This is a genomic window from Xanthobacter sp. AM11, assembly GCF_047444035.1.
GTDB lineage: Bacteria > Pseudomonadota > Alphaproteobacteria > Rhizobiales > Xanthobacteraceae > Xanthobacter.
In genome coordinates, this window is the sequence record NZ_JBLAOA010000001.1 from 3,881,920 (window position 1) to 3,896,401 (window position 14,482).

25 protein-coding genes are annotated in these 14,482 nt (G+C 65.8%); all 25 read right to left on the minus strand.

Annotated features, from left to right (window positions below; translation table 11 throughout):
- Nucleotides 1-73: 73 nt before the first annotated feature.
- Nucleotides 74-1,090 (minus strand): DNA-directed RNA polymerase subunit alpha, encoded by a 1,017-nt coding sequence (locus ACI7BZ_RS17740; protein WP_414119207.1) that lies wholly within the window; start codon nucleotides 1,088-1,090, stop codon nucleotides 74-76.
- A gap of 144 nt (nucleotides 1,091-1,234) precedes the next feature.
- Nucleotides 1,235-1,624, minus strand: a complete 390-nt coding sequence (rpsK, locus tag ACI7BZ_RS17745) for a 30S ribosomal protein S11 (RefSeq protein WP_012116745.1) — start codon at nucleotides 1,622-1,624, stop codon at nucleotides 1,235-1,237.
- A 133-nt stretch (nucleotides 1,625-1,757) separates the two neighbouring features.
- Complete coding sequence (gene rpsM, locus ACI7BZ_RS17750) at nucleotides 1,758-2,126, minus strand: 30S ribosomal protein S13 (RefSeq protein WP_203191877.1); 369 nt, start codon at nucleotides 2,124-2,126, stop codon at nucleotides 1,758-1,760.
- A 583-nt stretch (nucleotides 2,127-2,709) separates the two neighbouring features.
- Nucleotides 2,710-3,297, minus strand: coding sequence for an adenylate kinase (locus ACI7BZ_RS17755; protein WP_414118470.1), 588 nt, complete (start codon nucleotides 3,295-3,297; stop codon nucleotides 2,710-2,712).
- Nucleotides 3,297-4,631 (minus strand): preprotein translocase subunit SecY, encoded by a 1,335-nt coding sequence (secY, locus tag ACI7BZ_RS17760; RefSeq protein ID WP_414118471.1) that lies wholly within the window; start codon nucleotides 4,629-4,631, stop codon nucleotides 3,297-3,299. The genes ACI7BZ_RS17755 and secY overlap by 1 nt, the downstream gene beginning before the upstream one ends.
- A 458-nt stretch (nucleotides 4,632-5,089) precedes the next feature.
- Nucleotides 5,090-5,575 carry a 50S ribosomal protein L15 gene (rplO, locus tag ACI7BZ_RS17765; protein ID WP_414118472.1) on the minus strand — a complete coding sequence of 162 codons (486 nt, stop codon included), beginning with the start codon at nucleotides 5,573-5,575 and terminating at the stop codon, nucleotides 5,090-5,092.
- Nucleotides 5,576-5,585: 10 nt separating this feature from the next.
- Nucleotides 5,586-5,768 carry a 50S ribosomal protein L30 gene (gene rpmD / locus ACI7BZ_RS17770; protein WP_414118473.1) on the minus strand — a complete coding sequence of 61 codons (183 nt, stop codon included), beginning with the start codon at nucleotides 5,766-5,768 and terminating at the stop codon, nucleotides 5,586-5,588.
- 33 nt (nucleotides 5,769-5,801) lie between these two features.
- Nucleotides 5,802-6,359 (minus strand): 30S ribosomal protein S5, encoded by a 558-nt coding sequence (gene rpsE, locus ACI7BZ_RS17775; protein WP_024278457.1) that lies wholly within the window; start codon nucleotides 6,357-6,359, stop codon nucleotides 5,802-5,804.
- A 17-nt stretch (nucleotides 6,360-6,376) separates the two neighbouring features.
- Nucleotides 6,377-6,739: a 50S ribosomal protein L18 gene (gene rplR / locus ACI7BZ_RS17780; RefSeq protein ID WP_414118474.1), complete on the minus strand. Its 363-nt coding sequence runs from the start codon at nucleotides 6,737-6,739 to the stop codon at nucleotides 6,377-6,379.
- A 12-nt stretch (nucleotides 6,740-6,751) separates the two neighbouring features.
- The gene (rplF, locus tag ACI7BZ_RS17785; protein WP_414118475.1) at nucleotides 6,752-7,285 is read right to left on the minus strand and encodes a 50S ribosomal protein L6; all 534 of its coding nucleotides are present in this window, start codon (nucleotides 7,283-7,285) and stop codon (nucleotides 6,752-6,754) included.
- A gap of 16 nt (nucleotides 7,286-7,301) precedes the next feature.
- Nucleotides 7,302-7,700, minus strand: a complete 399-nt coding sequence (rpsH, locus tag ACI7BZ_RS17790; protein WP_414118476.1) for a 30S ribosomal protein S8 — start codon at nucleotides 7,698-7,700, stop codon at nucleotides 7,302-7,304.
- A gap of 10 nt (nucleotides 7,701-7,710) precedes the next feature.
- The gene (rpsN, locus tag ACI7BZ_RS17795) at nucleotides 7,711-8,016 is read right to left on the minus strand and encodes a 30S ribosomal protein S14 (protein WP_414118477.1); all 306 of its coding nucleotides are present in this window, start codon (nucleotides 8,014-8,016) and stop codon (nucleotides 7,711-7,713) included.
- Between the two features lie 143 nt (nucleotides 8,017-8,159).
- Nucleotides 8,160-8,717 (minus strand): 50S ribosomal protein L5, encoded by a 558-nt coding sequence (gene rplE / locus ACI7BZ_RS17800; protein WP_414118478.1) that lies wholly within the window; start codon nucleotides 8,715-8,717, stop codon nucleotides 8,160-8,162.
- Nucleotides 8,710-9,027 (minus strand): 50S ribosomal protein L24, encoded by a 318-nt coding sequence (gene rplX / locus ACI7BZ_RS17805; protein ID WP_414118479.1) that lies wholly within the window; start codon nucleotides 9,025-9,027, stop codon nucleotides 8,710-8,712. Before rplX ends, rplE begins: the two co-directional genes overlap by 8 nt.
- Nucleotides 9,027-9,395 (minus strand): 50S ribosomal protein L14, encoded by a 369-nt coding sequence (gene rplN, locus ACI7BZ_RS17810; RefSeq protein WP_138398138.1) that lies wholly within the window; start codon nucleotides 9,393-9,395, stop codon nucleotides 9,027-9,029. The genes rplX and rplN overlap by 1 nt, the downstream gene beginning before the upstream one ends.
- A gap of 204 nt (nucleotides 9,396-9,599) precedes the next feature.
- Nucleotides 9,600-9,848 (minus strand): 30S ribosomal protein S17, encoded by a 249-nt coding sequence (gene rpsQ / locus ACI7BZ_RS17815; protein WP_414118480.1) that lies wholly within the window; start codon nucleotides 9,846-9,848, stop codon nucleotides 9,600-9,602.
- Between the two features lie 7 nt (nucleotides 9,849-9,855).
- Nucleotides 9,856-10,068: a 50S ribosomal protein L29 gene (gene rpmC / locus ACI7BZ_RS17820; RefSeq protein WP_414118481.1), complete on the minus strand. Its 213-nt coding sequence runs from the start codon at nucleotides 10,066-10,068 to the stop codon at nucleotides 9,856-9,858.
- Nucleotides 10,069-10,078: 10 nt separating this feature from the next.
- A complete protein-coding gene (gene rplP / locus ACI7BZ_RS17825) occupies nucleotides 10,079-10,492 on the minus strand; it encodes a 50S ribosomal protein L16 (RefSeq protein ID WP_414118482.1) in 414 nt (137 codons plus the stop codon).
- A gap of 29 nt (nucleotides 10,493-10,521) precedes the next feature.
- Nucleotides 10,522-11,289: a 30S ribosomal protein S3 gene (gene rpsC / locus ACI7BZ_RS17830; RefSeq protein ID WP_414118483.1), complete on the minus strand. Its 768-nt coding sequence runs from the start codon at nucleotides 11,287-11,289 to the stop codon at nucleotides 10,522-10,524.
- Nucleotides 11,289-11,669 (minus strand): 50S ribosomal protein L22, encoded by a 381-nt coding sequence (rplV, locus tag ACI7BZ_RS17835; RefSeq protein ID WP_238121339.1) that lies wholly within the window; start codon nucleotides 11,667-11,669, stop codon nucleotides 11,289-11,291. Before rplV ends, rpsC begins: the two co-directional genes overlap by 1 nt.
- A gap of 6 nt (nucleotides 11,670-11,675) precedes the next feature.
- Nucleotides 11,676-11,954, minus strand: a complete 279-nt coding sequence (rpsS, locus tag ACI7BZ_RS17840; protein WP_414118484.1) for a 30S ribosomal protein S19 — start codon at nucleotides 11,952-11,954, stop codon at nucleotides 11,676-11,678.
- Nucleotides 11,955-11,965: 11 nt separating this feature from the next.
- Nucleotides 11,966-12,799 carry a 50S ribosomal protein L2 gene (rplB, locus tag ACI7BZ_RS17845; RefSeq protein WP_414118485.1) on the minus strand — a complete coding sequence of 278 codons (834 nt, stop codon included), beginning with the start codon at nucleotides 12,797-12,799 and terminating at the stop codon, nucleotides 11,966-11,968.
- Between the two features lie 25 nt (nucleotides 12,800-12,824).
- Nucleotides 12,825-13,130, minus strand: a complete 306-nt coding sequence (locus tag ACI7BZ_RS17850) for a 50S ribosomal protein L23 (RefSeq protein ID WP_393978136.1) — start codon at nucleotides 13,128-13,130, stop codon at nucleotides 12,825-12,827.
- Nucleotides 13,127-13,747: a 50S ribosomal protein L4 gene (gene rplD, locus ACI7BZ_RS17855; protein ID WP_414118486.1), complete on the minus strand. Its 621-nt coding sequence runs from the start codon at nucleotides 13,745-13,747 to the stop codon at nucleotides 13,127-13,129. Before rplD ends, ACI7BZ_RS17850 begins: the two co-directional genes overlap by 4 nt.
- Nucleotides 13,747-14,472: a 50S ribosomal protein L3 gene (rplC, locus tag ACI7BZ_RS17860; protein WP_414118487.1), complete on the minus strand. Its 726-nt coding sequence runs from the start codon at nucleotides 14,470-14,472 to the stop codon at nucleotides 13,747-13,749. The genes rplD and rplC overlap by 1 nt, the downstream gene beginning before the upstream one ends.
- Nucleotides 14,473-14,482: the final 10 nt, after the last annotated feature.

The following is a 14,482-nucleotide window of genomic DNA, read 5'->3' on the forward strand; positions in this document are numbered from 1 at the left end:
ACGGCGAACTCCTAAGGATGGCGGCGAACGAGCCGGTAGAGGTGGCGCGGCTCGTGCCGCTTATGGGTTCAGATCAGTAGTGTTCTTCGAAGCGCTTCGCCAGCTCTTCGATATTCTCCGGCGGCCAGCCGGGCACTTCCATGCCCAGGTGCAGGCCGAGGGACGCGAGCACTTCCTTGATCTCGTTGAGCGACTTGCGGCCGAAGTTCGGCGTGCGGAGCATCTCCGTCTCGCTCTTCTGGATCAGGTCGCCGATGTAGACGATGTTGTCGTTCTTCAGGCAGTTGGCCGAGCGCACGGACAGTTCCAGCTCGTCCACCTTCTTCAGCAGCGCCGGGGAGAACGGCAGCGTCTGGATGGCGGTGGTCTCGCTCTCGCGCTTGGGCTCCTCGAAGTTGACGAAGATCTCCAGCTGGTCCTGCAGGATGCGCGCGGCATAAGCGAGCGCGTCCTCGGCCGTGATCGAGCCGTTGGTCTCGATCTGGAGCGTCAGCTTGTCATAGTCGAGAATCTGGCCCTCGCGGGTGTTCTCGACCTTGTAGGAGACCTTGCGCACCGGCGAATAGAGGCTGTCGATCGGGATCAAGCCGATCGGCGCATCCTCGGGCCGGTTGCGGTCGGCGGCGACATAGCCCTTGCCGGTGTCCACCGTGAACTCGATGCGCAGTTCCGCGCCCTCGTCGAGGGTGCAGATGGGCAGGTTCGGGTTCAGGATGGCCACGTCGCCCACGGTCTGGATGTCACCCGCCACGAGCACGCCCGGGCCGGTCTTCTTCGCCACCATGCGCTTGGGGCCGTCGCCCTGCATGCGGATGGCCACGTCCTTCACGTTCAGGATGATGTCCGTCACATCCTCGCGCACGCCGGGGATGGACGAGAACTCGTGCAGCACGCCGTCGATGTGGATCGAGGTGACCGCCGCGCCCTGGAGCGAGGAGAGGAGGATACGGCGCAGGGCATTGCCGAGGGTCATGCCGAAGCCGCGCTCCAGCGGCTCGGCGACCACGGTCGCGAAACGCTTGGGGTCGTAGCCGGGATTGACCTGCAGCTTCTCGGGCTTGATCAGCTCTTGCCAGTTCTTCTGAATCACTTGCTTCACCTTGCTTTCTCGCCGGGCCACGGCTGCTGCCGGGGTGTTTGGACCTCATCCGGAGGCCTGGCCCGTCCCGATCGGGGAGGAGAAACCGGGCATTGGATCCGCAGGGCGCGCCGTCCCTGCGGGATCAAGAGCAGATCAGACGCGCCGGCGCTTGCGCGGACGGCAGCCGTTGTGCGGGATCGGGGTCACGTCGCGGATGGAGGTGACCAGGAAGCCCGCGGCCTGGAGCGCGCGCAGCGCCGACTCACGACCCGAACCGGGACCGGAGACTTCGACTTCCAGGGTGCGCATGCCGTGCTCGGCCGCCTTGCGCGCCGCATCCTCGGCCGCAACCTGCGCCGCGTACGGGGTGGACTTGCGCGAACCCTTGAAACCCATGGCGCCGGCCGAGGACCAGGAAATGGTGTTTCCCTGGGCGTCGGTGATGGTGATCATGGTGTTGTTGAACGAGGCGTTCACATGCGCCACGCCGGAGGCGATGTTCTTGCGCTCGCGGCGCTTCACGCGTGTTGCTTCTTTGGCCATGTTTTCCTTGATCCTTCAGGCGCGCCCGTAGCTCCAGGCGCTCGGGATGGCCCCGTTGGGGCCGGTCTTGGAGACGAGGCCGGCATGACCGACCCCGCCTTTCAACACTTGCAGCAAAAGGTCTTGCGACCGATCACTTCTTCTTGCCGGCGATGGGCTTGGCCGGACCCTTGCGGGTGCGCGCATTGGTGTGCGTGCGCTGGCCGCGAACCGGCAGGCCGCGACGGTGGCGCAGGCCGCGATAGCAGCCCAGGTCCATCAGGCGCTTGATGTTCATCGCCACTTCACGGCGCAGATCGCCTTCCACGATATAATCGCGGTCGATGGTCTCGCGGATCTGCAGCACTTCCTGGTCGGTGAGCTGGTTCACACGGCGCTCGGCCGGAATGCCCACCTTTTCCACGATCTCTTCGGCCTTCTTGGCGCCGATGCCGTGGATGTACTGGAGCGCGATGACGACGCGCTTGTTGGTGGGGATATTGACGCCTGCAATACGAGCCACTGCTCTCTCCATATGTCGCCAGGCTTGCCTTGCGGCCTGCTTCCGGCGATGTGAACCCGCGTCCGGTGGAGGCCGGCCCGTGCGGGGAATTCGAGAAATCGCCCCGGATACGACAAAGCCGCCGCCCTGCCCGACCCTTCCGGGTGGACCGAACGGCACCTGTTCCGAAGCGAAGTAGTGCCCATAGCGGAGAATCACGGGCAGGTCAAGCACCACCCCGCCGCGGCGATGTCTCAATGTGAAAATGGGCGGTGCCGAAACGCCCTCTCCCGCTTGCGGGGGATGGTTCCGAACCGCATCAGGTCACCCGCTCGTTTTCAAACTGAGACACGGTGCCGGCCACACTGCCGCCCCGCGCACCACCCCCGTTCGCGGGGCCGCAGGAACCTCGATACATGAAAAGACCCTTCCGCAGGCTGCGAAAGGGTCTTTTCAGTGATCAGCGTGTGCGAGCAGTCCACCAAGGCGGGGCAAGCCATGCGGAAGGAATTCCACCGCCGGCTTCACGATTGCGCGACCGTATCCGGTGCACCCTGCCGGGCGCAAACAGCGAAGGCGGCCGCTGCGGGCCGCCCCCTTCGCGTCAGACCGCCTCGGCCAGCACGCCGTCGATGGCGGCGGTCACTTCGTCGATGGGCAGCATCCCATCAATCTGCTTGAGCTGGCCGCGCGCCCGATAATAAGGCGCAACCACTGCCGTATCGCGATTATAGGCCTCAAGACGGGTCTTGAAGACCACCGGATCGTCGTCCTTGCGAACCGCCTCGCCGCGTGCCTGGGCTTCCGCGGCGCGATTGAGAATGCGGGTGACCAGCTTCTCCTGGTCCACCACCAGCTCGATCACCGCGTCCAGCTTCATGCCCTTCTCGGCGAGCAGCTTATCCAGCGCCTCGGCCTGCGCGACGGTGCGCGGAAAGCCGTCGAGGATGAAGCCGTTCCTGGCATCCGGCGCAACCAGCCGCTCGGCAATGATGCCGATGACGATCTCATCGGAAACAAGCCCGCCGGCGTCCATCACCGCCTTGGCCTGAAGCCCCACCGGCGTGCCCGCGGCCACGGCCGCGCGCAGCATGTCCCCGGTGGAGAGCTGGACGATCCCGTGACGGGCCACCAGCCGTTGCGCCTGCGTTCCCTTGCCTGCCCCGGGCGGGCCCAGTAGCACCAGCCTCATTATTTCCTCCTCCCCCCACGCAGCTTGGCCTTCTTGACCAGTCCTTCGTACTGATGCGCCAAGAGGTGTCCCTGGATCTGCGACACCGTGTCCATGGTCACACTGACCACGATCAACAGCGATGTGCCACCGAAATAGAACGGAAGCGACGCGTAGGAAATCAGCAGTTCGGGGAAGAGGCAAACCGCCGCAATGTAGGCCGCACCCACAACCGTGATGCGCGTGAGCACATAGTCGATGTACTCGGCGGTCCGCTCACCCGGGCGGATGCCGGGAATGAAGCCACCATGCTTCTTGAGATTGTCCGCCGTCTCCACCGGATTGAACACGATCGCGGTGTAGAAGAAGCAGAAAAACACGATCAGCAGCACATAGAGCACCATGTACAGCGGCCGCCCGTGGCCGATATGCGTGGTGATGGTCTGCAGCCATTCCGGCCCGGAGCCCTGCATGAAGCTGGCGATGGTGGTGGGAATGAGCAGCAGCGAGGAGGCGAAGATGGGCGGGATGACGCCCGACGTGTTCAGCTTCAGCGGCAGGTGCGAGGACTGGCCCTCGTAGATGCGGTTGCCCACCTGGCGCTTGGGATACTGGATCAGCAGCCGGCGCTGGGCCCTCTCCATGAACACGATGAAGGCGATGACCGCCACCGCCATCACCAGCATGCCGATGATGGCCGCGGTGGAGATGGCGCCTTCCCGGCCCAGTTCCAGGGTGCGCACGAACGCCCCCGGCAATTCCGCGACGATGCCGCCGAAGATGATCAGCGAGGTGCCGTTGCCGATGCCGCGCGAGGTGATCTGCTCGCCCAGCCACATCAGGAACATGGTGCCGCCGGTCAGCGTGATCACCGTGGTGATGCGGAAGAACCAGCCCGGCTCCGCCACCACGCTGCCCGAGCCCTCGAGCCCCACGGCAATGCCGTAGGCCTGGAACAGGGCCAGCACCACGGTGAGGTAGCGGGTGTATTGGTTGAGCTGCTTGCGGCCCGCCTCGCCTTCCTTCTTCAGCGCCTCCAGCGTGGGCGACACGCTGGTGAGCAGCTGGATGATGATGGAGGCGGAGATGTAGGGCATGATGTTCAGGGCGAAGATGGCCATGCGCTCCACGGCGCCGCCCGAGAACATGTTGAACAGCCCGATGATGCCCTGCTGCGCATTCTTGAACACGTCAGCCAGCGCATCGGGATTGATGCCCGGCATGGGAATATAGGTGCCGAGCCGATAGACGAGCAGCGCGCCGAGGGTGAACCAGATGCGCTTCTTGAGTTCCTCGGCCTTGCCAAGGGCCCCGAAATTGAGGTTCGCCGCGAGTTGTTCCGCCGCCGAGACCATGCCTTGCTCCGCTGGACGCCGCCCGGATGGGGCAGCCCTTATATGAGGGCGCGATCCGTGGTGCCTAGAGCCGGGCTCGATCAAAAGGGATCGAAGCGCGCTTCGTGCCGGATGCCCGGGCCTCGCTGTCGCCTTCAAGCGCGGCGGGTGGATGGCGCCTTGCGCCTTACGCCCGCACGTCCCTTCAGGGTCTCAGGCCATCGCGCACCCGGTGGCACCGGAGCATCGCCCGGGATTCCACATAACCGGCATCGCGCCGGGATACCAGAAGAGATGCCGTGCGCATGGCGCTTCGCACATCTCGTAAGGTGCCGCCGCCCGGGCCGGACCGGGCCGCGGGCAGAGTCGCCGCCAGCCGGACATCGGCGACGGCGGCCGCCCTGTCGCGGCCCCGGGGGGCACGCAACACGCCGCTTGCGGAGCGCGCACCCTACAGGGGCGCGCTCCGGTCGCTGTGATCACTCCGCCTCGGCGGCCTCCGCCGGGACCACCGACATGGTCACCGAGCCGCCGGCCTTCTCCACCGCGGCGACCGCCGAGCGCGTGGCATAGGCCACGTCCAGCGACACCTTGGCGGTGAGTTCGCCCGAGCCGAGCACCCGCACTCCGTCCTTCATCCGGCGCAGGGCGCCGGCGGCGACGAGGGCCGCCTCGGTCACCGGCTGGCTGGCGTCCAGCCGGCCGGCGTCGATGGCGGTCTGGATGCGGCCGAGGGTGACCTCGTTGTAGTCCAGGCGGAAGATGTTGTGGAAGCCGCGCTTCGGCAGGCGCCGATGCAACGGCATCTGGCCGCCTTCGAACCCCTTGACGGCCACGCCGGTGCGGGCCTTCTGGCCCTTCACGCCGCGACCCGCGGTCTTGCCCTTGCCGGAGCCGATGCCGCGGCCGACCCGCATGCGCTTCTTGCGCGCACCGGGATTGTCCCTGATTTCGTCGAGCTTCATGTCCCGCTCCTCACTCGACCACGCGGACGAGGTGGGCGACCTTCGCGATCATGCCGCGCACGGCCGGGGTGTCCTTGAGGGTGGAGCGGCGGTGCCGCTTGTTCAGCCCGAGGCCGATCAGGGTTGCTTCCTGGTCCGCCGGGCGGCGGATCGGCGAACCGGTCTGCTCCACGGTGATGGTCTTGTCGCTCATGATGGCGCGCTCCTATCTGCCGGTTCGCGCCGCTCAGTCCGTCGCTTCCGCGTCTTCGACGCGGCGGCGGGACTGGAGCTGCGACACCTTGATTCCGCGACGCGCCGCGACCGAACGCGGGCTATCCTGGTTCTTCAGGGCGTCGAACGTGGCGCGCACCATGTTGTAGGGGTTGGAAGACCCGAAGGACTTCGCCACCACATCGTGCATGCCCAGCGTCTCGAACACGGCGCGCATGGGGCCACCGGCGATGATGCCGGTACCCGCGGGGGCGGCGCGCAGCACCACCTTGCCGGCGCCGTGGTGGCCATGCACGTCGTGGTGCAGGGTACGGCCCTCGCGCAGCGGAACGCGGATGAGGGCGCGCTTGGCGCTCTCCGTCGCCTTGCGGATCGCTTCAGGCACCTCGCGGGCCTTGCCGTGGCCGAAGCCGACGCGGCCCTTCTGGTCACCCACCACCACCAGGGCAGCGAAGCCGAAGCGCCGGCCGCCCTTCACCACCTTGGCGACGCGGTTGATGTGGACCAGCTTGTCCACGAACGTATTGTCGCGGTCCTCGCGCTCGTGGCGCTGTTCCCGTTCACGGGCCATCTTCGCTCGTCCTTGCGTCAGAACTGAAGGCCGCCTTCGCGGGCGCCCTCAGCGAGCGCCTTGACGCGCCCATGATAGATGTATGCGCCACGGTCGAAGACGACCGCAGTCACGCCCTTTGCCATCGCCCGCTCGGCAATCAGCTTGCCGATGGTCTTGGCTGCCTCGGTGTCCGCACCCGTCTTCAGCGACGTGCGCAGGTCCTTCTCGAGGCTCGATGCGGCGGCGACCGTCTCGCCGTTCGCATCGTCGATGATCTGCGCATAGATGTGCTGCGAGGTCCGATGCACCGACAGGCGCGGGCGCCCGTTCGCAGCGACGCGAATCGCACGGCGCACCTTGGCCTTGCGGCGCGCCAGCGCCTCCAAATCCTTAGCCATGGTCCGCCTCCGTTACTTCTTCTTGCCTTCCTTGCGGAAGATGAATTCACCGGCGTACTTGACGCCCTTGCCCTTGTAGGGCTCGGGGCCGCGGAACTCGCGGATCTCCGCCGCCACCTGGCCCACCTTCTGGCGGTCGATGCCGGAGATGAGCACTTCGGTCGGCTTGGGCGTGACGATCTGGATCCCTTCCGGGATCGGGTAGATCACGTCATGGCTGTAGCCCAGGGAGAGGTTCAGGTTCTTGCCCTGCACCGCCGCCTTGTAGCCGACGCCCGTGATCTCCAGCTTCTTCTCGAAGCCCTTGGTCACGCCTTCCACGAGGTTCGCCACCAGTGTGCGGGACATGCCCCACATGGCCTTGTGGCGGGTGGTCTCGCCCGTCATGGAAACCTTAAGCTCGGAGCCTTCGATCTTGGCCGCGATCTCTTCCACGAGGGTCAGTTCGAGGGCGCCCTTGGGGCCCTTCACCTTCACCGTCTGTCCGTCCAGGCTGGCGGTCACGCCAGCGGGGATGGCGACGGGCAGCTTGCCGATCTTCGACATGTCTTCCTCCGTCGCGTCAGAACACGGTGCAAAGAACTTCGCCGCCGACGTTCTTGTCGCGGGCTTCGTGGTCGGCCATCACGCCCTGGGGCGTGGAGACGACGGCGATGCCGAGACCGTTGGCGACGCGGGGCAGGTTCTTGACCGACGCATAGACGCGCCGGCCGGGCTTCGACACACGGGAGATCTCGCGGATCACCGGCGTGCCGTCGAAATACTTCAGCTCGATCTCGAACTCGGTCCGGCCATTGCCGTGATCGGTCGAGGTGTAGCCGCGGATGTAGCCCTCGTCGCGCAGCACATCGAGCACGCTCGCGCGCAGGCGGGAGCCCGGCGTGGAGGTCTTGTCCTTGCGGCGCATCTGGGCGTTGCGGATGCGGGTGATCAGATCGCCGATGGGATCAGTGACAGCCATCGTTCCCTCCTCACCAGCTCGACTTCACGAGGCCGGGGATCATCCCCTGATTGCCCATCTCGCGCAGCGCCACACGGCTCATCTTGAGCTTGCGGTAGAAAGCGCGCGGACGGCCAGTCACCTCGCAGCGGTTGCGGATGCGGATCTTCGCGCCGTTGCGCGGCATCTGCGCCAGCTTGAGGGTCGCCTGGAAGCGCTCCTCGATGGGCAGGGTCTTGTCGTTCACGATCGCCTTCAGACGCGCACGCTTCGCCGCCTGGCCCTGGGCCAGCTTGCGGCGGCGCTCGTTCGTCTCGATCGCGCTCTTCTTCGCCATCTCTTGCTCCTGTTCTCCGCGTCTGAGGCAGCGTCACCGCCCCTCACGGCCGGAAAATCATGTCCTCACTCGTAGACCTGGGACGCCCCGGCGACACCCGGGACGAAAGGGCGCCGCTGTCGCGAAGCGCCCCTCATAGCCGCTCACTGGCGGAAGGGGAAGTTGAAGGCCTTCAGAAGCGCGCGCGCTTCCTCGTCCGTCTTCGCCGTGGTGCACACGATGATGTCCATGCCCCAGATCTGCTCGACCTTGTCGTAGTTGATCTCCGGGAACACGATGTGCTCCTTGATGCCCATGGCGTAGTTGCCGCGGCCATCGAAGCTCTTGGGGTTGAGGCCCCGGAAGTCTCGCACCCGCGGCAGCGCCATGGTCACGAGCCGGTCCAGGAACTCATACATGCGCACCTTGCGGAGCGTCACCTTGGCGCCGACCGGCTGGTTCTCGCGCAGCTTGAAGTTCGAGATCGCCTTGCGGGCCCGGGTGAGCACCGGCTTCTGGCCGGCGATCATCGCGAGGTCGGCGGCGGCGGTCGTCGCCTTCTTGGTATCGGCAGTGGCTTCGCCCACGCCCATGTTGATGACGATCTTTTCAATGACCGGCACTTCCATGGGGTTCTTGTAGCCGAACTCTTCGATCATCTTCGGCCGCACCACCTCGTCATAGAAGGTGCGCAGCTTCGGGGTGTAAGTCGCCTCAGCCATCGATCCTCTCCCCGGAGCGCTTGGCCACGCGGACCTTGCGCCCGTCATCCAGAACCTCGAAACCGACCCGGGTCGGCTTGCCGTCCTTCGGGTCGGCGATCGCGACGTTCGACAGGTGGATGGGAGCCTCCTTGGAGATGATCCCGCCCTCCTGGTTCGCCGACTGGCGCTGGTGACGCTTCACGATATTCACGCCGCGGACGAGCGCACGCTCCTCCTTCGGCATCACCTGGATGACCTCGCCGGTGCGGCCCTTGTCGCGGCCGGCGAGGACGACGACCTTGTCGCCCTTCTTGATCTTCGCGGCCATCACAGCACCTCCGGCGCCAGCGAGATGATCTTCATGTGGTTCTTGGAGCGCAGCTCACGCGGAACCGGTCCGAAGATGCGGGTTCCCACCGGCTCCTTGTTGTTGTTGATCAGCACGGCCGCATTGCGGTCGAAGCGGATCACCGAACCGTCCACGCGGCGGATGTCCTTGGCGGTGCGCACCACCACGGCCTTCATCACGTCGCCCTTCTTCACGCGGCCGCGCGGGATCGCCTCCTTGACCGACACCACGATGATGTCGCCCACATGGGCATACTTCCGCTTGGAGCCGCCAAGCACCTTGATGCACATGACGCGACGCGCACCGGAATTGTCCGCCACGTCGAGATTGGTCTGCATCTGGATCATGACGCACCTGTTCTCGTCATCCGGCGCCGCCGGCGCGCCGGCATTGCCTTAACCCTTGTTCCCCGTGCCCGCTCATCGGAACACGGCCTTGCCGCGATGCGGTCTCCTTCCGCTCCCCAGCACCTTGCGGCACATGGAGGCGGCGGACCCAACACCGGAGCCTCTTCCCGCCCGAATGACCCATCCGGGCGGAAAAACCTCAGATCAGACCTCGGCCCGCTTCTCGCCCTGGATCACGATCCAGTTCTTGAGCTTGGAGATCGGCCGATGCTCTTCGATCCACACCGTATCCCCCACCTTCCAGGCATTGCCTTCGTCGTGGGCATGATACTTCTTGGACCGACGCACGGTCTTCTTCAGCAGCGGATGGGTGAAGCGACGCTCCACCCGGACCACCACCGTCTTGTCGGTCTTGTCGCTCACCACGACGCCCTGGAGCACGCGCTTCGGCATCGCTTCCTCACTTCGCCTTCTGCGCCGGCACGCCGGCGCGCTTCTGGGTCTGCGCAGTCTTGATCCGCGCGATATCGCGGCGGATCTCCTTGGACCGCGCAGTGTTCTCGAGCTGTCCGGTCGCCTTCTGGAAACGAAGGTTGAACTGCTCCTTCTTCAGCTTCAGCAGCTCATCGGCGAGCTGATCGGGGCTGAGGGCCCGAACGTCCTCGGCTTTCATGAGCCTCTCCTCACTCGGCGATGCGCTGGATGAAGCGCGTCTTGATGGGCAGCTTGGCCGCCGCGAGGGTCAGCGCCTCGCGGGCGAGCTCGACGCTCACCCCGTCGATCTCGAACATGATGCGGCCGGGCTTCACCCGGGCCGCCCAGTATTCCGGCGCGCCCTTGCCCTTGCCCATGCGCACTTCCGTGGGCTTGGACGACACGGGCACGTCCGGGAACACCCGGATCCACACCCGGCCCGCACGCTTCATGTGACGCGTGAGGGCACGACGGGCCGCCTCGATCTGGCGGGCGGTGACGCGCTCCGGCTCCACGGCCTTGAGGCCGAACTCGCCGAAGTTCAATTCCGTACCGCCCTTGGCGACGCCGTGGATGCGTCCCTTGAACTGCTTGCGGAACTTGGTGCGCTTGGGTTGCAGCATGGCTTAATCGCCTTCTCTCTTCCCGGCCGTCACGCGCGATCGCGGTCGCCGTGACCACGGTCACGGTCGCGGTCGCCACGCTCGCGATCACCGCGCTCACGCCGCTGGGGACGCGAGGAGGGACCGGCTTCCTGCTCGGCCTGGCGCTTGTCCTGCGCCATGGGATCATGCTCGAGGATCTCACCCTTGAAGATCCACACCTTGACGCCGCACGTCCCGTAGGTCGTGAAGGCGGTGGCGGTGCCGTAGTCCACGTCCGCACGCAAAGTGTGCAGCGGCACGCGGCCTTCGCGGTACCATTCCAGGCGCGCGATCTCCGCCCCGCCGAGACGGCCGGAGCAATTGATGCGGATGCCTTCGGCACCGAGGCGCATGGCCGACTGGACGGCGCGCTTCATGGCCCGGCGGAACGCCACGCGGCGCTCCAGCTGCTGGGCGATGGATTCGGCGACCAGACGGGCGTCGATCTCGGGCTTGCGGATCTCGACGATGTTGATGAAGACCTCCGAGGAGGTCATCTCAGCCACCTTCTTGCGCAGCTTGTCGATGTCCGCGCCCTTCTTGCCGATGACCACGCCCGGACGCGCCGAGTAGATGGTCACGCGGCACTTCTTGTGCGGACGCTCGATCACCACCTTGGACACCGCCGCCTGCTTGAGCTGCTTGAACAGCATCTCGCGGATCTTGATGTCCTCGTGCAGGAGCTGGCCGTATTCGCCCTTGTTGGCGAACCAGCGCGAATCCCACGTGCGGTTGATGCCGAGCCTGAGCCCGACCGGATTGACCTTCTGACCCATCAGGCCCGCTCCTCGACTTCCCGCACCACGATGGTGATGTGGGAGAAGGGCTTCTCGATGCGCGAGGCGCGACCACGCGCCCGCGGCGAGAACCGCTTCATCACCAGTCCCTTGCCCACGTGCGCTTCGGCGACGATCAGGTCGTCCACGTCGAGCTCGTGGTTGTTCTCGGCATTGGCGATCGCGCTCTCGAGGCACTTCTTCACGTCGCGGGCGATCCGCTTGTGGGAGAATTCGAGATCGGCGAGCGCCGTCGCCACCTTCTTGCCGCGGATGAGGCCCGCGACCAGGTTGAGCTTCTGGGGGGAGACGCGCAGGTTGCGCGCCACCGCCTTGGCTTCATTGTCCGCGAGCGCGCGGGGCTTTGCCTGCTTACCCATGACCGATCACCGCCGCTTCGACTTCTTGTCGGCCGCGTGCCCGTAGTAAGTCCGCGTCGGTGCGAACTCGCCGAACTTCTGGCCGATCATTTCCTCGGTGACGTTCACGGGCACATGCTTGTGTCCGTTGTAGACGCCGAATGTCAAACCCACGAACTGGGGCAGAATGGTGGAGCGCCGGCTCCAGATCTTGATCACATCGCGGCGACCCGAGCCCGAAGCGGCGTCCGCCTTCTTCAGCAGATAGCCGTCGACGAACGGGCCTTTCCAAACAGAGCGCGTCATGTCTCAGGCCCTCACTTCTTGCGCTTGTGGCGGCTGGACACGATGAACTTGTCCGTCGCCTTGTTGTTGCGGGTCTTCTTGCCCTTGGTGGGGAAGCCCCAGGGGGTGACCGGGTTACGGCCGCCCGAGGTGCGGCCTTCGCCGCCGCCGTGCGGGTGGTCCACCGGGTTCATGGTCACGCCACGATTGTGCGGCTTGCGACCCAGCCACCGGTTGCGCCCGGCCTTGCCGAGCGAGATGTTCATGTGGTCGGGGTTCGACACCGCGCCCACGGTGGCATAGCACGCCCCGTGCACGAGGCGCTGCTCGCCCGAGTTCAGGCGCACGATCACATAGCCCTGGTCGCGGCCGACGATCTGCGCATAGGTGCCGGCGGAGCGGGCGATCTGGCCGCCCTTGCCGATCTTCAGCTCCACATTGTGGACGATGGTGCCCACCGGAAGCGAGGACAGCGGACCGGCATTGCCGGGCTTCACGTCCACCTGCTCGCCGGCGATCACCGCATCGCCCACGGCCAGGCGCTGCGGCGCGAGGATGTAGGCGAGATCGCCGTCCTCGTACTTGATCAGCGCGATGAAGGCCGAGCGGTTGGGATCATATTCGATCCGCTCCACGGCGCCGGGCATGCCCCGCTTGGCGCGCTTGAAGTCCACCAGGCGGTAGGTCTGCTTGTGGCCGCCGCCGCGGAAGCGGACGGTCACGCGACCGTTGTTGTTGCGCCCGCCCGAGGAACTCTTGCCCTCGGTGAGCGTCTTGACCGGCTTGCCTTTGTAGAGGCCGGAGCGGTCCACGATCACGAGCTGGCGAAGGCTCGGCGTGACCGGCTTGAAATGCTTCAGCGCCATGGTCTTGTCCCGTTCCCCTCAGCTCTCAGAGGCCCGTGGTGATGTCGATCTTCTGGCCCTCTTCGAGGGTCACCACGGCCTTCTTGACGTCGCTCTGGACGCCCTTCCGGCCGCGGAAGATCTTCACCTTGCCCTTGCGGACCAGCGTATTCACGCTCTTCACCTTCACGTCGAAAAGCTTCTCCACGGCCTCCTTGATGGCGGGCTTCGTGGCGGTCTTGGCGACGTTGAAGACAACCTTGTTCTGCTCGCTCGCCGTCGTCGCCTTCTCGGTGATGACGGGGGAGACGATCACGTCGTAATGACGCGGTTCGATATTGCGCGTGCTCATTTGAAGCGCGCCTCCAGCGCGTCCACGGCGGCCTTGGTCAGGACCAGGGTGTCGCGGCGCAGGATGTCATAGACGTTGATGCCCTGGATCGGCAGCACGTCCACGTAGGGCAGGTTGCGCGCCGCGAGCGCCACGTTCTGCTCCACCTGGGCGCCGTCCACGATGAGGACGGACGAGATGCCGAGCTTGGCGAAGTGCTCCTTGAGAGCCTTCGTCTTGGCTTCGTCGAGCGTCACCTTGTCGAGCACCAGGATCTGCTCCGACTTCACCTTGGAAGACAGAGCATGCTTCAGCGCGAGGGCACGCACCTTCTTCGGCAGGTCGATGGCATGCGAACGCACCACCGGGCCGAAGGCACGACCGCCGCCGCGGAACTGCGGCGCCGAGGCCGCACCGTGGCGGGCATTGCCGGTGCCCTTCTGCTTGTACATCTTCTTGGACGTGCGGTTGATCTCCGAACGGCCCTTGGTGCGGTGCGTGCCCGCCTGGCGGCGCGAAAGCTGCCAGGTGACGCAGCGGTGCAGGATGTCCGCGCGCGGCTCGAGACCGAAGATCTCGTCCGAAAGCGTCACGGAGCCGGCGTCGGTGCCGTCGAGCGTCTTGACGGTGAATTCCATCACGCGCCCTCCTCGTTGGCGGCTTCGGCGGCGGGAGCATCCGAACCGTTGGTGAGCTTGAACGCGCCGGGCTTGGGAGCCTCGGCGGGCAGCTTCTTCTTCACCGCGTCACGCACGGTGATCCAGCCGCCGGCATGGCCGGGGACGGCGCCCTCGACCGCGATGAGCCCGCGCTCCACGTCGGTCATCACCACCTTGAGGTTCTGGGTGGTGACGGTGACGTCGCCCATGTGCCCCGGCATCTTCTTGTTCTTGAAGGTCTTGCCCGGGTCCTGGCGGCCGCCGGTCGAACCGATCGAACGATGCGAGATGGAAACGCCGTGCGAGGCGCGAAGACCACCGAAGTTGTGGCGCTTCATGCCGCCGGCGAAACCCTTGCCGATGGTGGTGCCGGTGACGTCCACATACTGGCCCACGACGAAGTGGTCAGCGGTGATCTCGGCGCCGACGGGGATCAGCGCCTCTTCCGGCACGCGGAATTCCGCCATCTTGCGCTTGGGCTCCACCTGGGAGACCGCGAAGTGGCCGCGCTCGGCGCGGGTCACGTTCTTGGGCTTGCGCCGGCCAGCACCGAGCTGGACCGCGACATAGCCATTCTTGTCGAGCGTGCGGTGGGCAACCACCTGGCAGCTCTCAACCTTCAGCACAGTGACCGGCACGTGCTCGCCAGCATCGGTGAAGATGCGGGTCATGCCGACCTTCTGGGCGATGACGCCTGACCGCATGGTCGTGTCT